The 22,150-nt window shown below is 72.7% G+C and carries 21 protein-coding genes and 2 pseudogenes; 18 read left to right on the forward strand and 5 right to left on the reverse strand.

Annotated features, from left to right (window positions below):
• Positions 1-65: 65 nt before the first annotated feature.
• From ABZZ79_RS20590 to ABZZ79_RS20600, 3 genes are all read right to left on the reverse strand, one after another.
• Positions 66-1,037, reverse strand: a complete 972-nt coding sequence (locus ABZZ79_RS20590; RefSeq protein ID WP_356690696.1) for a DNA cytosine methyltransferase — start codon at positions 1,035-1,037, stop codon at positions 66-68.
• Positions 1,034-1,435 (reverse strand): very short patch repair endonuclease, encoded by a 402-nt coding sequence (locus ABZZ79_RS20595; RefSeq protein ID WP_356690807.1) that lies wholly within the window; start codon positions 1,433-1,435, stop codon positions 1,034-1,036. Before ABZZ79_RS20595 ends, ABZZ79_RS20590 begins: the two co-directional genes overlap by 4 nt.
• Before the next feature lie 90 nt (positions 1,436-1,525).
• Positions 1,526-2,545 carry an SEC-C domain-containing protein gene (locus tag ABZZ79_RS20600; protein ID WP_356690698.1) on the reverse strand — a complete coding sequence of 340 codons (1,020 nt, stop codon included), beginning with the start codon at positions 2,543-2,545 and terminating at the stop codon, positions 1,526-1,528.
• Positions 2,546-2,764: 219 nt separating this feature from the next.
• Between ABZZ79_RS20600 and ABZZ79_RS20605 the strand changes: the two are divergent.
• The 4 genes and pseudogenes from ABZZ79_RS20605 to ABZZ79_RS20620 all read left to right on the forward strand — a co-directional run.
• Positions 2,765-3,570, forward strand: a pseudogene (locus ABZZ79_RS20605) (class E sortase).
• 57 nt (positions 3,571-3,627) lie between these two features.
• The gene (locus ABZZ79_RS20610) at positions 3,628-3,924 is read left to right on the forward strand and encodes a DUF6412 domain-containing protein (protein WP_356690700.1); all 297 of its coding nucleotides are present in this window, start codon (positions 3,628-3,630) and stop codon (positions 3,922-3,924) included.
• A gap of 80 nt (positions 3,925-4,004) precedes the next feature.
• Positions 4,005-4,700, forward strand: a complete 696-nt coding sequence (gene yidC, locus ABZZ79_RS20615) for a membrane protein insertase YidC (protein ID WP_356690702.1) — start codon at positions 4,005-4,007, stop codon at positions 4,698-4,700.
• A gap of 85 nt (positions 4,701-4,785) precedes the next feature.
• Positions 4,786-4,887: pseudogene (locus ABZZ79_RS20620) on the forward strand (2-hydroxyhepta-2,4-diene-1,7-dioate isomerase); the annotation flags it as partial.
• Positions 4,888-5,210: 323 nt separating this feature from the next.
• Here the strand turns inward: ABZZ79_RS20620 and ABZZ79_RS20625 are convergent.
• Entirely contained in the window at positions 5,211-5,723 is a 513-nt protein-coding gene (locus ABZZ79_RS20625; RefSeq protein WP_356690704.1) for a heme-degrading domain-containing protein, read from the reverse strand.
• Entirely contained in the window at positions 5,720-6,835 is a 1,116-nt protein-coding gene (locus tag ABZZ79_RS20630) for a Gfo/Idh/MocA family oxidoreductase (RefSeq protein WP_356690706.1), read from the reverse strand. The genes ABZZ79_RS20625 and ABZZ79_RS20630 overlap by 4 nt, the downstream gene beginning before the upstream one ends.
• A gap of 739 nt (positions 6,836-7,574) precedes the next feature.
• On the opposite strand from ABZZ79_RS20630, the gene ABZZ79_RS20635 reads away from it, so the two are divergent.
• The 14 genes from ABZZ79_RS20635 to ABZZ79_RS20700 all read left to right on the forward strand — a co-directional run bounded on the left by ABZZ79_RS20635 (position 7,575) and on the right by ABZZ79_RS20700 (position 21,731).
• The gene (locus ABZZ79_RS20635; RefSeq protein ID WP_356690708.1) at positions 7,575-8,933 is read left to right on the forward strand and encodes an ROK family transcriptional regulator; all 1,359 of its coding nucleotides are present in this window, start codon (positions 7,575-7,577) and stop codon (positions 8,931-8,933) included.
• Between the two features lie 138 nt (positions 8,934-9,071).
• Complete coding sequence (locus ABZZ79_RS20640; RefSeq protein ID WP_356690710.1) at positions 9,072-10,049, forward strand: hypothetical protein; 978 nt, start codon at positions 9,072-9,074, stop codon at positions 10,047-10,049.
• Between the two features lie 69 nt (positions 10,050-10,118).
• Complete coding sequence (locus tag ABZZ79_RS20645; RefSeq protein WP_356690712.1) at positions 10,119-10,874, forward strand: GntR family transcriptional regulator; 756 nt, start codon at positions 10,119-10,121, stop codon at positions 10,872-10,874.
• A gap of 161 nt (positions 10,875-11,035) precedes the next feature.
• Positions 11,036-12,160, forward strand: coding sequence for a TIGR03364 family FAD-dependent oxidoreductase (locus ABZZ79_RS20650; RefSeq protein WP_356690714.1), 1,125 nt, complete (start codon positions 11,036-11,038; stop codon positions 12,158-12,160).
• Entirely contained in the window at positions 12,154-12,834 is a 681-nt protein-coding gene (locus tag ABZZ79_RS20655) for a phosphonatase-like hydrolase (RefSeq protein WP_356690716.1), read from the forward strand. Before ABZZ79_RS20650 ends, ABZZ79_RS20655 begins: the two co-directional genes overlap by 7 nt.
• On the forward strand, positions 12,831-13,883 hold the full coding sequence (locus ABZZ79_RS20660; RefSeq protein ID WP_356690718.1) for an ABC transporter ATP-binding protein: 1,053 nt from the start codon (positions 12,831-12,833) through the stop codon (positions 13,881-13,883). The genes ABZZ79_RS20655 and ABZZ79_RS20660 overlap by 4 nt, the downstream gene beginning before the upstream one ends.
• A 220-nt stretch (positions 13,884-14,103) precedes the next feature.
• Positions 14,104-14,910: a 2-aminoethylphosphonate ABC transporter permease subunit gene (locus ABZZ79_RS20665; RefSeq protein WP_356690809.1), complete on the forward strand. Its 807-nt coding sequence runs from the start codon at positions 14,104-14,106 to the stop codon at positions 14,908-14,910.
• Positions 14,897-15,694: an ABC transporter permease subunit gene (locus ABZZ79_RS20670; RefSeq protein ID WP_356690720.1), complete on the forward strand. Its 798-nt coding sequence runs from the start codon at positions 14,897-14,899 to the stop codon at positions 15,692-15,694. The genes ABZZ79_RS20665 and ABZZ79_RS20670 overlap by 14 nt, the downstream gene beginning before the upstream one ends.
• 53 nt (positions 15,695-15,747) lie before the next feature.
• Positions 15,748-16,800 carry a 2-aminoethylphosphonate ABC transporter substrate-binding protein gene (locus tag ABZZ79_RS20675; RefSeq protein WP_356690722.1) on the forward strand — a complete coding sequence of 351 codons (1,053 nt, stop codon included), beginning with the start codon at positions 15,748-15,750 and terminating at the stop codon, positions 16,798-16,800.
• 98 nt (positions 16,801-16,898) lie between these two features.
• Entirely contained in the window at positions 16,899-18,392 is a 1,494-nt protein-coding gene (locus ABZZ79_RS20680) for an alkaline phosphatase family protein (RefSeq protein WP_356690724.1), read from the forward strand.
• Positions 18,393-18,472: 80 nt separating this feature from the next.
• Complete coding sequence (locus ABZZ79_RS20685; RefSeq protein ID WP_356690726.1) at positions 18,473-19,252, forward strand: HAD-IIA family hydrolase; 780 nt, start codon at positions 18,473-18,475, stop codon at positions 19,250-19,252.
• 106 nt (positions 19,253-19,358) lie between these two features.
• Positions 19,359-19,919, forward strand: a complete 561-nt coding sequence (locus ABZZ79_RS20690) for a hypothetical protein (protein ID WP_356690728.1) — start codon at positions 19,359-19,361, stop codon at positions 19,917-19,919.
• Between the two features lie 5 nt (positions 19,920-19,924).
• A complete protein-coding gene (locus tag ABZZ79_RS20695) occupies positions 19,925-20,587 on the forward strand; it encodes a class F sortase (protein WP_356690730.1) in 663 nt (220 codons plus the stop codon).
• A 112-nt stretch (positions 20,588-20,699) separates the two neighbouring features.
• Positions 20,700-21,731, forward strand: a complete 1,032-nt coding sequence (locus ABZZ79_RS20700; protein WP_356690732.1) for a glycoside hydrolase family 6 protein — start codon at positions 20,700-20,702, stop codon at positions 21,729-21,731.
• The last annotated feature ends 419 nt before the right edge of the window (positions 21,732-22,150 follow it).

A 22,150-nucleotide genomic window follows, 5' to 3' on the forward strand; every position in this document is an offset into this window, starting at 1 on the left:
TCGGGACGAGGTGCTGGGGTCATGAGGTGGAAGTGTAGCCGGCGGGAGTGGATCACCTTCCCCGTTCAGGAGCGAAGGGCCTCGGCGACCGCCCTGCCCAGAACCTCGCCCACCGCGGGAGGGGAAGCGTGCCCGATCTGTCGGTATCGCGCGGTTTTCCTGCCGGTGATCTCCCAATCCCGGGGGAAACCCTGAAGCAGGGCTGTCTGGTCCACGGTCAGCCGCACGAGCCCGTCTCTGCCCAGCTCGGGTGCCCATACGAATTCCGGCCCCGGGGTCTCGTTGCCCAGAGAGTGGGCGTTGACCCCGAGCCGCTCCCACTTCTTCTTGGTCCCGGCCGGGCCCAGGTCCGCTCCGCCACGATTCTTCGACCCGCCCACCAGCGTCGGCGCCACGGTGTCGGCTCGGGCCGCCCATACGTCGGCATCCGCCCAGCCGCGCGACCGCATGGAGGGGCCCAGCACCGTCCCGACGGACACGTGATCCGTCACGGTCGCGGCCGGCGGTCGGAACGACGGGAACCACTGCTTCTTGATCGCCACCAGTACACCCTGCCCGCGATCCTGCGGCACCCCGAAGTCGGCGGCGTTCAGCACGAACCAGCTGAACTCGTAACCGAGGTGCTCCAGTTCGGCGCGGGCGAACTCGCGGAAGTCGCCGAACCGGTCCGAGTGGGCAAGCGTGGGCACGTTCTCCACGAGCAGCGCGCGAGGCCCGATCGCGTGGGCGAGGTAGACGGCCGCCTTCAACAGGCGCTCCTCCTCGCCCGACTCGGCCCGAGCGGCCGTGGCGTTCGACTTCACCCTCGGCAGCCCCGCGGACAGCAGGTCCACGTCATGACTCTCCGGATGCTCGCTCGGATCGAAGTCCAGAAGATCCGCCTGGAGCACGTTCCAGTTCGGGCGATTGGCGCGCAGCGTCCGACACGCGTCGTCGTCCTCGTCCAGCAGCAGCCGCGGCTCGAACCCGGCCCGTTCCAGCCCCAGAGCGAGCCCACCCGCCCCCGAGCACACGTCGACAAAGGTCAACTCGCTCAACGATTCCTCCCCCGTGCCGAGAAGCCCCTCCGCCGCTCGACCGCTGCCGCGACCCGCAGAGCCACATCCTCCGGAGCCTCATGCTCCCAGAACCGCAGCACCTCCCACCCGGCCGAGGTGAGGTGCTCGGTCGTCTCGCGGTCCCGGGTCATGTTGCGGTCCAGCTTCTGGCGCCACCACTCGGCGTTCGACTTCGGCTGTGTGGCGTGCTGCGGACAGCCGTGCCAGAAGCAGCCGTCGATCAGCACGGCCACCTTGACCGAGGTGAAGGCGACGTCGATCCGACGTCGGGCCATCCCCGGCACCGGGAACTCGACGCGGTAGCGCAGTCCGGCGGCGTGGAGCAGGCGCCGGACTGCCAACTCGCAAGCCGTGTCCTTGCTGGCCTGCCGGCTCATCCGGGCCGAGACGGCGGGGGACAGCGGCTTCATGGTGATCAACGCGAATGCGCCTCGCGATCGTGGATCGTGCCGTGCGGGCGTTCGTCCTCAGACCCCCGCCCCATGACACTCCCCATACCCCCTCCCCGACCCGCACCAGCACCCCGCCTCCCCCCGGGGCGGCCACGCCACCGCCCGGCCGCGGGCCGCCAGTGTCGTCGCGTACTGGGGGAGCAGGGCCGCGTCGGAAGGTGAGGTGCCCTCCGAGGCGGCGAAGGCCTCGTAGGACGGGACCGTGCCGGTCACGATGCCCAGGTTGCCCGTGCCGGAGGCGGAGAGTTCGCGGAGGGAGGACTCTATGGTCGACAGGTGCTCGGGGTGGGACGGGTACTCCGAGGAGAGGGACGGGTAGGCCTCGACCAGTTCGGTGAGTTCGAGGGCCGGCCAGTGCAGGACGGCGACCGGGAAGGGGCGGGACAGGGCCTCCCGGTAGGTGCCGAGCTCGGCGCGCAGGCGGGTGATCTCCGCCTCCAGTTCGGCCGGGTTGTCGGAGCCCAGGGACCACACACGCTTGGGGTCGTGGAGCTCGTCCAGGGAGACCGGGGAGGAGTGGACCGAGTCCGCGAGCGTGTCCCACGCGTCGTGCGGCAGGCCCAGCATCCGACGCACCCGGTGGCGGCCGAAGAGGAGCGCGTGCGTCGGCTGGGCGGGGTCGTCCTGTCCGTCCTCGATCAGGAGCCCGACACCCGCCGTGAACGCCTCCTGCGCCGCCTCCAGCTCGTCGTGCGACTCCAGCGACTCCGCGACGATCACCCAGGGAGCCGGGTCCCGGGGGGCCGAGGCGCGGATGCCGTCGATGATCGCTCTGGCCTCCGCCTCGTGACCGTACTCCCACAGGTTCGACGCCTTCAGCGCGCGGATCAGGGGAGGGTTGTCCAGGGTCTCCTCGGCCGTCAGGAGGCGGTCGTAGAGCGCGGTCGCCGCGGGGCGCTCGCCGGCCAGTTCCAGGTGGGCCGCGGCGCGCAGCAGCAGGGCCTCGGTGTCCTCGGGGTACAGGTCGGCGGTTCGCTCCAGGCGTGCCGCTTCGGCGGAGTGGTCGACGTTCTCGGCGGGCGTGTCGGGGCGCATGGTCCACACGGTAGCGCCGGGCGCCGTCGAAGGAGAGTCATCCCTCTACCCCGATCGTCTCCCCGCCTCGATCCTCCCCGTACCTCCGTCGTTCCCCCACCCCCGCCCCCACTCGTCCCCGTGCCCCACTCGTCCCCGTGCCCCCTCGCACACGCATGGGCCTGGTGACCTCCACCCCCACCCCTTATCGTGCGGGCGGTCCCGTCCCGGGAGGCTCCCATGCGTGTGCCCGTCGTCCAGCACCGCACCCTCCGGCTGCGCGCCCGGCGGCGACGCGTCCTGTGGGGCGGCGGTGAGGTTCTTGTCACTCTCGGCGTCGTCCTGCTGCTCCTCGTCGTCCATCAGCTGTGGTGGACCAACCGGCAGGCCCGCGCCGGTGCCGCGCGTCAGGTCCAGGCCCTGGAACGGGAGTGGGAGCGCGGCGAGACATCCCCGCCCGCCGGTGCTGCCCCGTCCGCCGGCGCGTCCCCGGCTCCCGGCCCGCCGGGCCTCTCCGACGACGGGGGATCCGGGCCCGTTCCCGAAGGGGAACCGACCCCGCGCGGCAGCCGGAAGGCGACCTTCTCCCACAGCCCCCACCCCGCCTACGCCATCCTCACCATCCCCCGTCTGAACCTCCGCGTCCCCGTCGCCGAAGGCATCCGCAGGGCCGACGTCCTCGATCTCGGGTACGCCGGGCACTACCCCGGTACCCAACAGCCGGGCCGGGCGGGCAACTTCGCGCTCGCCGGGCATCGGAACACCCACGGGGAGCCCTTCCGGCATCTCGACCGTCTGACGCGGGGAACCGGGTCGTCGTGGAGACGGCCGCGGCCGTGTACGCGTACACCGTCGACCGGACCCTGCCGCGCACCTCCCCGCGCGACTCCGGTGTCCTGCGGCCCGTGCCGGACAGCCTCACGCACCCCGGCCGGGGTTACCGGGAACCCGGGTACTACCTCACGCTCACCACCTGCACGCCCGCCCATTCCTACGCGCACCGCCTCATCGTGTGGGGAAAGCGCACCGCCGTCCGGCTCCGCTGAAGTAGCGTGGGGGCAGCCAGAACAGGAGACGAGACGACGAGGAGAGGGGAGCAGCCGATGATCCAGCGGTCCGCCGGTGTGCTGCTGTTGCTTCTGCTCGGCGTCGCCCTGCTGGACTCCGGTGGTCTGTTCGCCACCGTCGCGCTCGCCGCCACCGCCGCCGCGGGGGCCGCGCTCGCCTTCTGTGCCGTCATCGCCGCGCGCTGCGCGCCGTCCGTGCCGCGTACCCGCGTCCGTACGGCGATCCGCGACCGCGACCGGCGTACGGCGTTCCTGCCGCAACGCGATCCCGACGCCCGGGGCCGCCGCCGGCCACGAGCACCCGGACACGCCCTCCCGGCGACCGTCGCGTAGATCACCCGCATCCCGCGCGCTCGGGTCGTCATGCCGCCATGTCCGCATCCGGCACGACGAGACCCCCGGAGGGCTCACCCATGTCCGTTTTCGCCACCTTGGTGGAGCAGCTCGCCGATCTGCTCCAGCCCCTGTTCCACGGCTCGGCCGCCGCGGCCGCCATCGTCCTGTTCACCGCGTTCGTACGGCTGCTCGTCCACCCCCTGTCCCGGGCCTCGGCGCGTGGCGCGCGGGCGCGGGCCGCGCTCCAGCCGAGGATCGCCGAGTTGCGCGCGAAGCACGCGAAGGATCCCGAGAAGCTTCAGCGGGCCGTGCTCGACCTGCACACGCGGGAGAAGGTGTCGCCGCTGTCGGGCTGTCTGCCGAGCCTGTTCCAGGCGCCCGCGTTCCTGCTGCTCTACCACCTGTTCTCCAGCTCGGACATCGGCGGCGAGCCCAACGCCCTGCTCGCCCACCGGCTGCTGGCCGCGCCCCTCGGCGACCGCTGGTCCGACGCCCTGAGCGCCGGCGGGCTGCTCGGGGGCGCCGGGCTCGTGTACCTCGCGCTGTTCGCCGTCGTCGTCGCCGTGGCCGTCTTCAACTTCCGGCGGGCCAAGGTCTCGCTCGCCGACAGCGCGCCCGTCGACGCCCCGGGCGCCGTGGCCGTCGCCAAGGTCATGCCGTACATGTCCTTCTTCACGCTGATCACCGTTGCCGTCGTACCGCTCGCGGCCGCGTTGTACGTGGTGACCAGTACGGCCTGGAGCGCGGCGGAGCGGGCGCTGCTCTACCCGTAGGCCCGGGTCGATCCCTCCGTGGGTCCGGGGGTGCGCCCTCGGGCCTGCGGTCCAGTACGTGAACCGGGTCTTGTGGAGTGGACGGCTGGGGCAGCCCGAGCCCAAGCCGTATCTGCGGGCCGGGGATGTGGTCGAGCTGGTGGTGGAGGGGTTGGGGCGGCAGCGGCAGGAGTTGAAGAACGCCTAGTCCCTGCGGGGCTGTGCGGTGGGGCGGGGAGTTGCGCTTCGGTTGTGGGTGCGGGGCGGTTGTGGCTTTTCGCGCCGTTCCCCGCGCCCCTTGGGGCGTTTTCGCCGGGGGTGTCTGAGGAGTTCGGGGGAGGTTGGGGGAGTTGCTGATTGTCCGCTGGTGCGGGGTGTCTGTGGCTTGTCGCGCAGTTCCCCGCGCCCCTGACTTCGGGGGCGTTGCGGGTCGTCGGTGGGTGCGGGCTGTCTGTGGCTTGTCGCGCCGTTCCCCGCGCCCCTTCAGGGCGTTTCGTTCGGGGTGTGCCTCTCAGGGGCTCCCTGGGGCTGTCAGATCTTCAGGAACGTTTCCAGGGCCTCCACGACCATGCGGTGGTCCTGGAGCTGCGGCAGACCCGATACCGTCACCGCGCCGATCACGCCGACGCCCTCGACGGTGATCGGGAAGGAACCGCCGTGGGCCGCGTACTCGTCGGGGTCGAGGCGGGAGGAGTCCTCGAAGGTCGTGCCCTTGGCGCGGAAGCGTGCGCCGACCAGGTAGGACGAGGCGTGGTAGCGCTCCACGACCCGGCGCTTGCGGGCGATCCACGCGTCGTTGTCGGGCGTGGCACCCGGCAGGGCGGCGTGGAACAGCTGCTGCCCGGCGCGGTGGATGTCGATGGCGACGGGGGCCTGGCGCTCCCGGGCCAGCTCCACCAGGAGGGAGCCGAGGCGCCAGGCGTCGTCGGGGGTGAACTCGGGGAAGACCAGGCGCCGTTCCTGCGCCTGCAGCTCCTCCACGCCGGGCGTCAGCTCGGGCGCGATCCTCGGCGTCACGGTCGCCGTCTTGTGCGTGCCGGTCACAGGGACACCACCACTCCGTCTCGGGCCGAACGGCGGGCCGCCTCAAGGACATCGAGGGCGGCGGCCGCCTCCGGCGCGGTCACCGGGTTCGGGGCGCCGTCGCGCAGGGCGGCGGCGACGGCAGCGTAGTACGCCGGGTAGTCGCCCGGCAGCGTCTCCACGGGGTTGCCGCCGCGGGTCAGCGGGGACTCGCCGGAGCCGACCGCGCCCCACAGCTCCTCGGGCTCCACGCCCCAGGCGGAGCCGTCGCCGGGGCGGGCGCCGTCGCGCAGCGCCGCCTCCTGCGGGTCGAGGCCGTACTTGACGTAGCCGGCCTGTGAGCCGAGGACCCGGAAGCGGGGGCCGAGCTGGGCGGCCGTCGCCGAGACGTAGAGGTGGGAGCGGACGCCGCCGGCGTGGGTCAGCGCGATGAACGTGTCGTCGTCCGTCTGCGCGCCCTCGCGCCGGACGACCGCCTCGGCGTACACCGAGACCACCGGGCCGAAGAGGACCAGTGCCTGGTCGACGACGTGGCTGCCGAGGTCGTAGAGCAGACCGCCGATCTCCGCGGGGTCGCCGGACTCCCGCCAGCCGCCCTTCGGCTGCGGGCGCCAGCGCTCGAAGCGGGACTCGAAGCGCCATATGTCGCCGAGGGCGCCCTCAGCGATCAGCTTGCGCAGGGTGAGGAAGTCGTTGTCCCAGCGGCGGTTCTGGAAGACCGACAGGAGACGGCCGCGCTCCTCGGCGAGAGCCGCCAGCTCGCGCGCCTCGGCCGCGGTGCCCGCGATCGGCTTGTCCACGACGACCGCGAGGCCCGCCTTCAGGGCGGCCGTGGCCAGCGGGACGTGCGTCTTGTTGGGGGAGGCGATGACGACGAGGTCGAGCTCGTCGGCGCGGTCGAGGAGTTCGTCGGCCGTCGCCAGGACCCGGACGTCCGGGAACTCCGCGCGGGCCTGCTGCTGCCGCTCCTGGTTCGACGTGACGACGGTGTCGAGGGCCAGGCCCTCGGTGGCCGCGATCAGCGGGGCGTGGAACACGGAACCGGCCAGGCCGTATCCGATGAGGCCGACGCGCAGGGGGCCGGAGGAGCCGCCGGAGGGGCCGCCGAGGGGTGTGGTGCCAGTGCCAGTCATAAAGCCACTTTCGCAACGCTGTTGCCAAAGTGCAAGCGCGGAGGAGAATGGAGGGGTGAACAGGGCGAGGATGGACGCGGCCGACGAGAGCGGCGAGGACGGCGGAACTGGGGCCGAGCGGGGCTCGGGCGCGGCGGGGAGTACGGCGGCCGGGGCCGGATCGCGTGCGCCGCGGGACTCGTCGGCCCAGGGGGCCGCGGCTGCGGATGCGGTGGTGGCGGCCGGGGCCGTGGGCGAGGCGGATGCCCTGGGGGCGGTGCGGGCCGAGGGGTCGGCGGACGCGGCGGCCGAGACCGAGCCCGATGCCTCGCGGGCCGGTGGGTCCCCGGCCGGCGGGCAGGCGGCGTCGGTGGCACCGACCGGGTCCGATGCCCCGCGGGCTGAGCGGGCTCGGGGGGCCGCGGGTGCGGATGCGGTGGTGGCGGCCGGGGCCGGGGGCGAGGCGGATGCCCTGGGGGCGGTGCGGGCCGAGGGGTCGGCGGACGCGGCGGGGGAGGCCGGGCCTGATGGCCGACGGGGCTCGCGGGCCCCGCGAATCGGTGGGTCCCCGGCCGGTGGGCAGGCGGAGTCGGTGGCGCCGACCGGGTCCGATGCCCCACGGGCTGCGCGGGCTGACCGGGCTGCGCGGGCTCAGGGGGTCGCCGGTACGGCCGGGGGCGAGGCGGATGCCCTGCGGGCCGAGGGGTCGGCGGGCGGGGCGGGGGAGGCCGGGTCCGATGGCCCGCGGGGCTCGCGGGCCATGCGCATCGGTGGCTCCACGGGCGAGGGCGGGAGCGGGCGCCACGGCCGCGCCTCGTCGCGGGGCTCCGGGGGAGAAGGCGAGGCCGTCGCCGCGCGAGGCACCGCCCCGATGCGCGGCATCGGCGCGGCCCGCACGCTGGGCCCCGGCCGCCGTGTCACAGCCTCCCGTGCTGCCGGGTCCGGCCGCTCGGCCGGTGGCTCCCGGTCGGCTGCCGGGGCGAACCTCCCCGACCTGCGCAGCCACAACACCGCCCTCGTCCTCGGGCTGCTGAGGGCGGCCGGGGCCGACGGGATCAGCCGGTTGGAGCTCGCGGAGCGTACGGGGCTGACCCCGCAGGCCGTCAGCAAGATCACGGCACGGCTGCGGACGGACGGCCTGGCCGAGGAGGCGGGGCGCCGGGCCTCCACGGGCGGCAAGCCCCGCACCGTCCTCCGCCTCGTCCCCGGCGCGGGCCACGCCCTCGGTGTCCATCTCGACCGCGACGAACTCCGCGCGGTCCTCGTCGACCTCGCGGGCGAGGTGGTGGCCGAACGCCGCGCCCCGCTGGACCTGGGCGCGGGCTCGGAGGTCGTACTCGACGCGGTGGGCCGGGAAGCCGAGGTGCTGCTACGGGAGGCGGGGCCGTTCCCCGGCGCCGGCCGTTCCCCGGCTGAAGAAGCCGACCTTCCACCCGGCCTGCTCTCCCACGCCCGCACCCTCTTCGGCCTCGGCGTCGCCCTGCCCGGCCCCCTCGACCACATTCATGGCGTGCTGCACCGGGTGACCGGGTTCCCGGAGTGGGACGGCTTCCCGTTGCGGGACGTGCTCGCGGAGCGGCTCGGCGTGCCGGTCGTCGTCGACAAGGACACCAACGCCGCCGCTCTCGGACTCTCGGTGGCCGGCGCGGGCGGCTCGTTCGCGTATCTGCACCTCGGTACGGGTCTCGGAGCCGGCCTCGTGATCGGCGGGGTCGTGCACCGGGGCGCCCGTACGGGGGCGGGGGAGTTCGGGCACCAGGTCCTGGCCCTGGACGGCCCGCCCTGCACCTGCGGCAACCGCGGCTGTGTGGAGGCCTTGTGCCTGGCGGCCGTCGCGCGCGGCGAGGTCGCCGAGGCGGCCCGGGTGCTGGGGGTCGGCGCCGCCAACCTCGTCGGGCTGCTGGACATCGACGCGGTGCTGCTCGGCGGCCGGACGGTCGACTCCGCGCCCGGGGCCTTCGTCCTAGGCGTCGGCGAGGTTCTCGCCGCCCACGCCCACCGCGCGAGCGACCAGGACACCCCGGTCCCCGTCCTCATCGCTCCCAATGGCATGCGGGGGGTGGCCGAGGGCGCGGCTCAGCTTCTGCTCGCGCCGCTGTTCGGGCGTGGGGAGAGGTGACGGGGCTGCGGGCGCGGCGGGGTGGTCGGGGAGTGTGCCTCCGCCCGCGTCCCTACTCCCCGTCCGCTGATCGAGCGTTCTTCCCCCCTCCCCACGGTGCGGCACCCCCCACCCCCCTACCCCAGCCGTGATGCTCATGTGTTTATGCGACTGTCCACATCCGCCACCCTCTGCCTCGCCGCCGCAGCCGCCCCGCTCCTGGCCCCGGCGTCCGCCGCCGCAGCCGCCCCGCTCCTGGCCCCGGCGTCCGCCGCCGCAGCCGCCCCGCTCCTCCGCCCGGCAACCGCCCCCGCGACCACCCCCCTCACCGGTGCCCCGGTCTCCACGCACTCCGCCCCCACCCGAGTCGCCCCCGCCTGCACCGCGGAGGACGGACGGGCGTTTCCGCTCACCACCCGGATCCACGGTGGGCCCGAGGCGTACGAGCCCGGTGGGCGAGCCGGTGTCTGGTACGTGGATCTGACCAACACCACCGACCGCCCCTGCACCGGCATCCACCCGGTCGTCGTGCTGGCCGACGCCGAACGGGCCCTGCGGGCCGCCCAGCCGCGGCTGGAGTTCTACGCCGACGGCCGCCCGCACCCGGTCCGCTTCGAGATCACCGACGAGGACGAGCTGGTGGGGGCCTTCGCGGACGACGCGGCCGGGTTTCCCGGGTTCGGTGTCGGCCCGGGGAGGACGGTCACCGTGAAGGTGCGGCTCGCGCTCGCCGGGGACGCCGTGGCCAACGAGGTGACCGCCACCGCGGCCGTCGTACAGCGGCAGGACGACGACGGCGAATGGGTGGGGCGTTCCAACGACTACCGTTTCACCGTCCGGGACGGACCCGGGGATCCGGAGGAGCCGGAGCGTCCGGGGGAGCCGGAGCGTCCGAGGGAGCCGGAGGACTCGGGGGCCGCGGTGGCACCCACGGATCCGGCCGCCTCCTCGCACGCCTCCGGGCAGCCGACCGGCCCCGCCGACGCCTCGCCGCCGCCGCGCCCCGACCGATTCCCCTCGGCCGCGGAGCTCGCCCGCACCGGCCTCACCTCCCTGCCCACCGTGCTGGCGGCCGGCGCCGCCCTGCTGCTGGCCGCCGGTGCCGCCGTACTGGCCAGAGGCCGGGGGCGCCGCTGATCACCCCGGGCACCCGGTCAGGGCGGACCGCCTCTTCGGCCCGTCACCTCCATCTGGGACGATCACTGCGTGAAGTACCCGAACGAGCAGGCCCCCGGCGCCCCCGTGCGCCGCGGCATCCCCGAGCACGGCCGGATCCCGAAGTACTACGCGGTGAAGGCGGAGATCGACCGGCTCGTAGAGCAGTTGAGGGAAGGTGATCCGCTGCCCACCGAGCGCGATCTCGCGGAGCGGTACGAGGTCGCCAGGGAGACCCTGCGGCAGGCGATCCGCGAACTCGTGCTGGAGGGCAAGCTGCGCCGCCAGGGGCGCGGCACCGTCGTCGCCGGGCCCAAGCTCGAACAGCCGCTGTCCCTCGCCAGCTACACCGAGGGCGTGCGCCGCCAGGGCCGCACCCCGGGGCGAAACCTGGTCACCCTCGACCGCTTCCCCTGCCCGGACGCCCTGGCCGCCGAGACCGGGCTGACCCGCGGCGAACCCGTCTGGCACATGGAGCGCGTGCTGCTCGCCGACGACGAGCGGGTGGGGCTGGAGAGCACGTACGTCGCCGTCGCGCGGGTGCCCGAGCTGGACGCCGGCTTCGATCCGGACTCCTCCTTCTACGCCTACCTCCACTCCCAGGACATCGGCTTCGGTGACGCGGACGAGCGCATCGAGACGGTCCTCGCCACCCCGCGCGAAGCCCTCCTCATCGGCACTCCGCCCGCCCTGCCGATGCTCCTCATCCACCGCGTCTCCCGGGACACCGAGGGGCGCCCCCTGGAGCGGGTCCGCACTCTCTACCGCGGGGACCGCTTTTCCTTCACCACCCACCTCCGCGGTTGAACTCCCGTTTCCCTCCGTCCACTTGGCTGGAAAGCGACCTCGGACTCGCACTTTTAACGTCACGAAAAGGTAACGGGTCTAGCCCAAGCGTGATGACCAGTTCACGCTCTCGTTGTCAGCCGGACCCCTCCGGTTCCCCGACCTCAAGGAATGTTGGCGTCGTGAGAGTGATAGTCGTCGGAGCAGGCGTTGTGGGCACCATGCACGCCTGGCAAGCAGTCCAGCGCGGCCATGAGGTCGTACAGATCGAACGCGAGGCCGAGGCACGAGGAGCCTCCCTGCGTAATTTCGGCCAGATCTGGGTCAGTGGCCGAGCGGGCGGGGAGGAGCTCGACACCGCCCTGCGGGCAAGAGAGCTGTGGGAAGAGATAGGCACCCGGGTGCCGGGCCTCGGCTTCCGCCCGAACGGCTCCCTCACCCCGGTACGCGGTGATCTCGAACTGGCCGTCGCCGAGGCCGCCGTCGCCCGCGAGGACGCCGCCGCCCGCGGCTACAAGCTGCTGCTGCCCAGCGAGGCCCGCGCGCTGAACCCCGCCCTGCGCGGCGAGTTCACCGCCGCCCTGTACTGCGAGCGCGACGCGGCCGTCGAGCCGCGTACCGCCCAGCTCGCCCTGCGCGCCGAGCTGCTGAAGTCGCCGCTCTACCGCTTCCTGCCCGGCCGCGAGGTCCGCGACGTCATCGGCGAGAACGCCGTACGCGACGACCACGGTGATGTTCACCACGGCGATGTCGTCGTGCTGTGCACCGGTGCCTGGCTCGGCGGTCTGGTCCGCGAGCTGGCCGGCCCCGACCTGCCGGTGCGCCGGGTCCGGCTGCAGATGATGCAGACCGACCCGCTCGGCGAACCGCTGACCACCTCGGTCGCCGACGCCGACAGCTTCCGCTACTACCCGGCGTACAAGAGCGACGCGCTCGACGAGCTCAACGCCGGGCAGCCGCAGGCGGAGACCGCCGCGCGCAACGCGATGCAGCTGCTGATGGTCCAGCGCGCCGACGGCGGCCTGACCATCGGCGACACCCACGAGTACGAGCACCCCTTCGCCTTCGACACGGTCGAGGGTCCCTACGACCACCTCGTCGAGGTCGTCGAGTCCTTCCTCGGCCGGCCGCTGCCGAAGATCCGCCGCCGCTGGGCCGGGGTGTACGCGCAGTGCACGGACACCACCCGCGTGGTGCACCGCCAGCAGGTGCGCGACGGGGTCTGGCTGGTCACCGGGCCCGGTGGGCGCGGTATGACCTGCTCGCCCGCAATAGCCGAGACCACCGCGAACACACTGGGATGGTGAAGAAGTTGAACCCCAAGGACATCCGTCTCGTCGTCCTCGACATGGCCGGCACCACCGTCGCCGACGGCGGCCTCGTCGAGCGTGCCTTCGAGGCCGCCGCCCGGCACCTCGGCGCCGACCCGGCCGACATGATCGGCCACGTCCGCGCCACCATGGGCGAGTCCAAGATCTCCGTGTTCCGGCATCTGTTCGGCGATGAGGCCAAGGCCCAGCAGGCCAACAAGGCCTTCGAGGCGGCCTACGCCGAACTCGTCGACGGCGGCAGTGTCGAGGCCCTGCCCGGCGCCCGCGAGACCATCGAGGAGCTCAAGGCCCAGGGCCGCACGGTCGTGCTCACCACCGGCTTCGCCCGCACCACCCAGGACGCGATCCTCGCCGCCCTCGGCTGGCAGGACCTGGTGCCCCTGACGCTGTGCCCCGCCGACGCGGGAGGCCGCGGCCGCCCCTACCCGGACATGGTCCTCACCGCCTTCCTGCGCACGGCCGCCGCCGAAGGCGTCGGTCAGGTCGCGGTCGTCGGCGACACCTCGTACGACATGCTCAGCGGCGTGCGTGCGGGCGCCGGTCTGGTCGCGGGTGTGCTCACCGGCGCGCACGACACCGAGGCGCTGCGGTCGGCCGGCGCGACCCATGTCCTGGACTCCGTCGCGCAGCTGCCCGGAGTACTCACGTGAGCAGCGGCATCCGCTTCGACCACGTCACCGTCGCCTACAACGGCAACGTGGTCCTCGACAGCCTCGACCTCACCGTCGCCCCGGGCGAGGTGATGGCCCTGCTCGGCCCGTCCGGGTCGGGCAAGACCACCGCCCTGCGGGCCGTCGCCGGATTCGTGCGGCCCGCCTCCGGGCGGGTCCACCTCGGCGACCGGGACGTCACCGACCTGCCGCCGTACAAACGGGGCATCGGCATGGTCGTCCAGCAGTACGCGCTCTTCCCGCACCTGCGCGTCGAGGACAACGTGGCCTTCGGACTGAAGGCCCGCAAGACCCCCAAGGCCGAGATCCGCACCCGCGTCGCCGAGGCGCTGGAGATGACCGGCATGGCCGCCTACGCCCGCCGTCACCCGCGCGAGCTGTCCGGCGGTCAGCAGCAGCGCGTCGCCATCGCCCGCGCGCTGGCCATCCGGCCCGAGGTGCTCCTGCTCGACGAGCCGCTGTCCGCGCTCGACGCCCAGCTGCGCTCCGGCATGCTCGCCGAACTCGCCCGGCTGCACCGCGAACTGCCGGACGTGTCGATCCTCTACGTCACCCACGACCAGGTCGAGGCGCTCACCCTCGCCGACCGGATCGCGGTCATGGACAAGGCCCGGCTCCAGGCCTGCGGCACCCCGCAGGAGCTGTACCGGGCCCCGGCCAACGAGTTCACCGCCTCCTTCGTCGGCAACGCCAACCTGCTGCCGGTGACCGTTGAGGCGGGCGGGGTCGCCCTCGGCGGGCGCGAACTGAAGGTGAACACCTCCGGCGTCGCCCCCGGCGCCCGCGCCACGCTGTGCCTGCGCCCGCACCTCGTCGGCCTCGGCGACGGTCCCAACCCGCTCACCGGGACCGTACGGGAGATCCAGTGGCGCGGCTCCACCCACCGGCTCTACGTCGACGTCGACGGCCACCGGGTCATGGCGGACCTGCGTGAACTGCGCACCCCGCCCGCCCTCGACGAGACGGTCACCCTGCACTTCGCGCCCGAGGACGGCATCCTGCTGGCGGCCGGAGCGGGCCATGACTGAGCAGGAGGGAAGCGCCCCGGCGGGGCGCGGGGAACTGGGCGACCAGCCACGACGGCGCGGCGGACGGCCGACGGCACGGCCCGGCACCGCCGGCGGAGCGCCCGCCCTGGTGGCCGAGGCACCCGCGCGGGCAAAGACGCCCGAAGCGACCCAGCCGACCGAGCCGACCGGGCCGACCGAGCCGAACAAGACGTCCGAGGCGTCGGCGACGGCCAGGAGACTGCTGTGGGCACTGCCCCCGGTCGCGCTCCTCGCCGTGTTCTTCCTCTACCCCCTCGCCCTGGTCGTCCAGCAGTCGCTGCAACCGGACACCGGCGGCACGTCCTTCGAGCCGTATGCCGACGTCTTCGCCTCCGAGGCGTTCCGCGAGGCACTGTGGACGACCGTCTGGCTGGCCCTGGCCGCCACCGCCGGCTGTCTGGTGCTCGGCTTCGCCCTCGCGCTGGTCGTCGCCTTCGTGCCGTTCCCCGGCGCCAAGGCGGTCTCCCGGTTCATCGACGTCTTCCTGTCCTTCCCGTCCTTCCTGATCACGCTGGCGCTGCTGTTCGTCTACGGCACGGTCGGCATGGCCAACGGCCTGTGGACGGACGTCACCGGGGCGGCCGAGGGGCCGTTCGCCTTCCTGAACACGCCCTGGGGCGTGCTGCTCGCGGAGATCACGTACTTCACCCCGTTCGTGATGCGGCCGCTGCTCGCCGCCTTCGCCCAGTTGGAGACGGCCCAGCTGGAGGCGGCGAGTTCCCTGGGTGCCCGGGCGCCTAGGATCATCCGTCAGGTGATCCTCCCCGAGGCCCTGCCCGCCCTCGCCGCCGGCGGCAGCCTCGTACTGGTGCTGTGTCTCAACGAGTTCGGCATCGTCCTGTTCACCGGGGCGAAGGGCGTCACCACGCTCCCGATGCTCGTCTACGGCAAGGCGATCCTGGAGTCCGACTACCCGGGCGCCTGTGTGGTCGCCGTCGTCAACGTCCTGATCTCCGTGGGCCTGTACGGCCTCTACCGGGTGGTGAGCCGCCGTGCTGGTGCATAGCCGCGGGGCGAGGTGGGCCGTATGGGCCGTCTTCCTCGTCCTCTTCCTCCCCCTGTTCGCCCTGCCCCTGCTGGTGGTCCTGGCCGCGTCCCTCGCGACCAACTGGTCCAGCGCGCTGCCCTCCGGCTTCACCACCGGCCACTACGACGCCGCCACCCGCGGCGAGGCCCTTGAGGCGCTCACCACCAGCCTGGTCACCGCCCTGGCCGCGAGCCTGCTCGCCCTGGCCATCGGCACCTGGGCCGCGCTCGCCGCAGCCGCGCTGAGGAAGCGCTACCGCCGGGTCATGGACGCCCTGTTCGTGCTGCCGGTCGCCGTGCCCTCGGTGGTCGTCGGCCTCGCGATCCTGGTGGCCTTCTCCAAGCCGCCGTTCCTGCTCAACGGCACCCGCGAGATCGTGATCCTCGCCCACACCGTCCTGGTCACCGCCTTCGCCCACCAGTCGGTGTCCGCCGCGATCGTCCGCCTCGACCCCGTCTACGAACAGGCCGCCGCCTCTCTCGGCGCCCGGCCCTCGTACGTGCTGTGGCGGGTCAGGCTGCCCCTGCTGCTGCCGTCCCTGACGGCCGCCGCCGGCCTCTGCTTCGCCCTGTCCATGGGCGAGCTGAGCGCCACGATGATGCTCTACCCGCCCGACTGGACCCCGCTTCCGGTCCTCATCTACGCGGCCACCGACCGCGGCGCCCTGTTCGCAGGGTCCGCGCTCGCCGTGGTCCTGATGGCGGCGACCCTGCTCGTCCTGCTCGCCGTCAACCGTCTGCGCAACCGCGCCTCCTACCGCTGACCCCTGCGGACCCACCGCAGTTCTGCCCATCCACGCAAGGAGTTTGTCTCGTCATGCCCAAGCACGCCCTCAAGCCGATCGCCGCCCTGGCCCTGCTGGCCGCCCCGCTCACCGCCTGTGGCGGCAACACCGCCGCCTCCGAGGAGAACGTCGTCACCGTCTACAGCGCCGACGGCCTCAAGGGGGAGAACGGCGACGGCTGGTACGACCAGGTCTTCAAGGACTTCGAGAAGGAGACCGGCATCAAGGTCGAGTACGTCGAGGGAGGCTCCGGCGAGATGGTGCAGCGCGCCGTCCGCGAGAAGAGCAACCCGCAGGCCGACATCCTCGTCACCCTGCCGCCCTTCATCCAGCAGGCCGACGGCAAGGGTCTGCTGCAGAAGTACACCCCGAAGGGCTCCGACCAGGTCAGCGGCGCCGACAAGGCCGCCGACGGCACCTGGACCTCGGTCGTCAACAACTACTTCGGCTTCATCTACAACAAGAAGGAGCTGTCGAAGGCCCCCACCACGTGGGAGGAACTGCTCGACAGCTCGTACAAGAACAAGCTCCAGTACTCCACCCCCGGCGTGGCCGGTGACGGCACGGCCGTCCTGATCAAGGCCATGCACGACTTCGGTGGCCAGCAGCCCGCGCTGGACTACCTCGGCAAGCTCCAGTCCAACAACGTCGGCCCGTCCGCCTCCACCGGCAAGCTCGCGCCCAAGGTCGACAAGGGCGAACTGCTCGTCGCCAACGGCGACGTCCAGATGAACTTCGCCCAGGCCAAGGACATGCCCAACCTCGGCATCTGGTTCCCCGCCCGTGAGGGCGGCAAGCCCACCACCTTCGCCCTGCCCTACGCCGGCGGCCTGGTCACCGACGCCCCGCACACCGAGAACGGCAAGAAGCTCCTCGACTTCATGCTCGGCCAGAAGGCCCAGCGCCAGGTCAGCGAGATCGGCGGCGGCTTCAGCGCCCGCCAGGACATCAAGGCCACCGACGCCAACGCCATCGCCCTGGACAAGCTCATGGACGGCGTCGAGATCTTCGAGCCGGACTGGGCCGACATCGACAAGAACCTCAGCGCCTACGTCGACGCCTGGAAGTCCGCGACCGGCAGCTGAGCCCGCCCCGCAGCAACGCCCCCGCACCCCCCCGCACGCCCGCACGTCCGTACGCCCGCACGACCTCCGCGCTACCCCATAACCCCACGGAGTATCACGTGTCGTCCCACCTCTCCCGCCGCTCCCTCCTGCTCTCCGCCGCGGCCGTCGCCGCGGCCGCCGGCCCGCTCGCCGGGGTCGCCAGGGCCGCCGTCCGCACCCCCAAGGTGCTGGTCATCGGCCTCGACGGCGCCCTGCTCACCCGCATCAAGGACGCCAACGCCCCCCGCCTGGACGCCCTGATGGCCGAGGGCCTGACCGCCCCCAGCAGCATCTACGCCAACCCGCTCGCGCCCACCAGCTCCGGCCCCGGCTGGTCGACGCTGATCACCGGCGTCTGGCCCGACAAGCACAACGTGAAGGACAACACCTTCACCGGCAGCCGCTTCGCCCAGTACCCCGACTTCCTCACCCGCGTCGAGAACGCCAACCCCGCCCTGACGACGTACGCCGTCGCCTCCTGGGCCCCGATCACCGACACGATCTTCTCCTCGAAGGTCGACACCCGGGTCTCCACCCCGAGCGCCGAGTACGACACGGGCACCACCTCCCGCGCGGTCGCCACCCTGCGCTACGGCAACCCGGACGCGGCGTTCGTGCACATCGACAACATCGACCACGCCGGGCACAGCTACGGGGCCGCGAGCAACCAGTACCTCGCGGCGATCAACACGGCGGACGGCCAGGTCGGCCAGATCGTCGACGCGGTCCGGGCCCGTCCGACGTACGCGAACGAGGACTGGCTGATCATGGTCACCGCCGACCACGGCCACACCGACGCCGGCGGCCACGGCGGCTCCACGCTCCAGGAGCGCCAGACCTTCCTGATCGCCACCGGCCCCGGCATCACCCCCGGTTCGACGCGCTACGACGTGAAGATGCCGGACGTCGCCGCCTCGGCCCTGGCCCACCTGGGCATCGCCCTCAACCCGGCCTGGAACCTGGACGGCCGCCCGCTCCAGCAGCCCCAGCCCGACGACTTCGACGCCCTGCGGGCCCAACTGAGCACCCGCACCGACGAGACCGGCATCCCGGCCACGATCCTCGGCTACACCCACACCCCGCCGGCCGGCTGGTCGGTCGACAACTCCGCGATGGGCGGCGGCGGGATGACCGAGTGGCGCGGCTGGTCCTTCACCACCGACGAGTTCTGGACCCAGTCCCAGCGCGACCAGGAGCGCGAGTCCAACGTCCGGGCCCGCGGTGTCTTCGCGGTCGCCGACGGCGACGAGTGGTGCGACAAGGCGTTCACCGGCACCTTCGACTCCACCCTGGTCAGCCCGGCCTACCCGGTCACCGGCGGCACCACCGCCACCCTCAGCTACACCACCTACTACCGCCAGGAGGCCCCCCAGAAGGGCGAGGTGTTCGTCTCCTACGACGGCGCCGCCCCGGTCCTCGTCCGCACCTACACCGCGGACGTCCCCTCGCGCACCGAGACCGTCACCCTCCAGGTCCCGGCGGGCGTGACCACCGCCCGCGTCCGCTTCCGCTACACCGCGGGCAACAACTGGTACTGGGTGATCGACGGGGTACGAATCACCAGCTCCTGACTACTCTTGGGGGCGTCGGTACGCCGTGGTTCCGGCGCCCCCAGCAGTGCCCGTACGCAACGCCAGGAGACCGAAGCAACATGGCAGACCGCAAGCCCATCGAGTCGTGGCTCACCGACATGGACGGCGTCCTGATCCACGAGGGCGTCCCGATCCCGGGCGCCGACGCGTTCCTGAAGAAGCTCCGCGACTCAGGCAAGCCCTTCCTGGTGCTGACCAACAACTCCATCTACACCCCGCGCGACCTGCACGCCCGACTGAACCGCATGGGCCTGGACGTGCCGGTGGAGAACATCTGGACCTCCGCGCTGGCCACCGCGAAGTTCCTCGACGACCAGCGCCCCGGCGGCACCGCCTACGTCATCGGCGAGGCCGGTCTGACCACCGCGCTGCACGACATCGGCTACGTCCTCACCGACCACGACCCGGACTACGTCGTCCTCGGCGAGACCCGCACCTACTCCTTCGAGGCCATGACCAAGGCCGTCCGCCTGATCAACGCCGGCGCCCGGTTCATCTGCACCAACCCCGACGAGACCGGCCCCTCCACCGAGGGCCCGCTCCCGGCCACCGGCGCCGTCGCCGCCCTCATCACCAAGGCCACCGGCAAGCGGCCGTACTTCGCGGGCAAGCCCAACCCCCTGATGATGCGGACCGGCCTCAACGCCATCGGCGCCCACTCCGAGACCAGCGCCATGATCGGCGACCGCATGGACACCGACGTGCTGGCGGGCATCGAGGCCGGGATGAAGACCTACCTGGTCCTCACCGGGCTGACCGGCCCCGGCCAGATCGAGAACTTCCCGTACCGCCCGTCCCGGGTCGTCGACTCGATCGCGGACCTCGTCGAGCGGATCTGAAACCCGCCCACCAGGCGAACCCACCCATTCGGAGCAGCCGGACCCCGCCCTGGGATGCGTGGTCCGGCCGGGCGGGGGAGTCTCCAGATATCTGGAGGTTCCAACGATGAGTTACCTACGCGTCACTCTCTGTGCGGCGGTCCTCGGCCTCACCGCACTCGGCACCCCGGCCGCCCACGCGGCGGACCCCGGTGTCTCGATCCGGCCCCAGTCCCCGGCACCCGGCGCCGAGGTCGAGTTCAAGGTCACCGGATGTTCCGGCAAGACCGGCACCGCCGCCTCTCCCGCCTTCGTCTCCGACGCCCGCCTCACCGGCTCCGAGGGCACCCTCACCGGCGAGACCCAGGTGCGCTCCGACGCCGAGCCCCGCTCCTACGCCGTGACGATCACCTGCGGCGAACTGCGCGGCAAGGGCTCGATCACCGTCGCCACACAGCCGTCCACCCCCGCCTCCCCGATCGCCCCCGTGCGCGCGGGCGGCGGCGGAGCGGCCGCGCACCTCGTGTCCGCCGAGGCCCGCACCGCCGAGCCCGGCATCGCCGAGACGATCACCGGGCTGCTCCTCGCGGGCATCGCCGCCGCGGCCGTCGTCCTGCTGCCCCGCGCCCTCGGCTTCGCCCGCTCCGGCAAGACCTCCGAGGCCCGGCGGAGCCGCGGACGGAAGTGACCGCCATGTCCGGTCACGAACGCGCCCCCGGCACCGGCCGGCTCCTGACGGGCCTGGCCTGGGCGGTCCTGCTGCTCGCCCTGTGGCTGTGGGGCCACCAGATCACCGGTGTCCGCCAGGACACCGCGGCCCCCGCCACCGGCGACATGGCCGCGGTCGGCCGCCCCCCGGGCGAGCTGCCGGCCGCGGTGAAGCCCCTCGGCGACGCCCTCCCGCAGCGCGTCGACATCCCGGGCCTCGGCATCCAGGCCCCGGTCGTGGCCCGCGGCCTCGACCGGGAAGGGGCCGTCGACCCGCCGCCGTTCGACCAGCCCGGCGTCGTCGGCTGGTACGCGGGCGGCGCCGCGCCCGGGGCGCCCGGGGCCGCGGTACTGGTCGGCCATGTCGACACCGAGACCCGCCCGGCCGTCTTCTACAAGGTCAGCGCGCTGGTGCCGGGCGAGACGGTCCGGGTGGTCCGGGACGACGGCACGGTCGCCGAGTTCACCGTCGACGACATCGACGTCGTCGCCCGCGACCACTTCGACGCCCGCGAGGCCTACGGCGTGCGTGAGAAGGGCCGCGCCGAGCTGCGGCTGATCACCTGCGGCGGCACCTTCGACCGGGCCAGCCGCAGCTACACGGCCAACGTGATCGTCTCGGCGTATCTCACGGGCACCGGCGTATGACCTGCGTACCGAGGTGTAACGGCTCATGGACAAGGCTCGGCCGACCTCGTGGCCCTCCCGGCTCCTATGTCAGGATTGAGCCTTGGAACAGTGCACTTCGAGGGGGAGTTCGATGTCTGGCAAGAGGGGGGCGGGGCACCGGCGCGCCTGCGGAGCGCGGGTGTCCACGGCGGCGTTGGGGGCGGCGCTGCTGATCGCGGGCTGCTCCTCCGGGGACGGCGGGGACTCCGGTGACGACCCGGGCGCGGCCCGGATAACCCAGCAGCCCAAGGCCGCCGACCCGTTCTGGGTCAACCCGGACAGCAAGGCCGCGGGTCAGGTCGCGTCGTTCGAGAAGGACGGCAAGAAGCCCGAGGCGCAGGGCATCCGGAAGATCGCCGAGCAGCCGATGGGCGAGTGGATCAGCCCCGAGAGCCCCGAGGACGAGGCGCGCGGCTTCACCGAGGCCGCCGAGAAGGCCGACCGCACGGCCCTGCTCGTCCTCTACAACATCCCGCACCGCGACTGCGGCCAGTACTCCGGCGGTGGCGCCGCCGACGGCAACGCCTACCGCGACTGGATCGACGGCGTCGCCAAGGGCATCGAGGACCGGCCCGCCACGGTCGTCCTGGAGCCGGACGCCGTCCTGCACCTGGTCGACGGCTGCACCCCGGATGAGTTCCACGAGGAGCGTTACGACCTCCTCAAGTACGCCCTCGGCAAGCTGGGCGCGCTGCCCGCCACCCGGGTCTACCTCGACGCCGGCAACGCCGGCTGGGGCCACCCCGACCAGATCTTCGAGCCCCTGAAGTGGGCGGGAGTGGACCAGGCCGACGGCTTCGCCGTCAACGTGTCGAACTTCTACACGACCCAGGACTCCATCGCCTACGGCAAGCAGCTCTCCGCCAAGGTCGGCGACAAGCCGTTCGTCATCGACACCAGCCGCAACGGCAACGGCCCCTACGCCGAGGGCGACGAGTCCGAACGCTGGTGCAACCCCCCGGGCCGCGCCCTCGGCGAAACCCCCACCACCAAGACCGCCGACCCCCTCGTCGACGCCTACCTCTGGGTCAAACGCCCAGGAGAATCAGACGGCGAATGCAAGGGCGGCCCCAAGGCGGGCGAATGGTGGTCCGACTACGCCCTGAAACTGTCCAAGGGCTGAACGAACCCCGACCGCAGAAACCCCCCTTCAAGGGCCGCGAGGAACGGCGCGAGAACCCACGAACGACCGCCACCCGACAACATTCCCGCGGAAGCGCGCTCTCAGGGGCGCGGGGAACGGCGCGAACAACCACAATCGACCGGCACCCGACAGCAATCCCGCGGAAGCGCGCTCCCAGGGGCGCGGGGAACGGCGCGAACAACCACAATCGACCGGCACCCGACAACATTCCCGCGGAAGCGCGCTCTCAGGGGCGCGGGGAACGGCGCGAACAACCACAATCGACCGGCACCCGACAACATTCCCGCGGAAGCAAGTTCCTGGGGGCGCGGGGAACGGCGCGAACAACCACAATCGACCGGCACCCGACAACATTCCCGCGGAAGCAAGTTCCTGGGGGCGCGGGGAACGGCGCGAAC

It is taken from the genome of Streptomyces sp. NPDC006458 (genome assembly GCF_040612135.1).
Classification (GTDB): domain Bacteria; phylum Actinomycetota; class Actinomycetes; order Streptomycetales; family Streptomycetaceae; genus Streptomyces.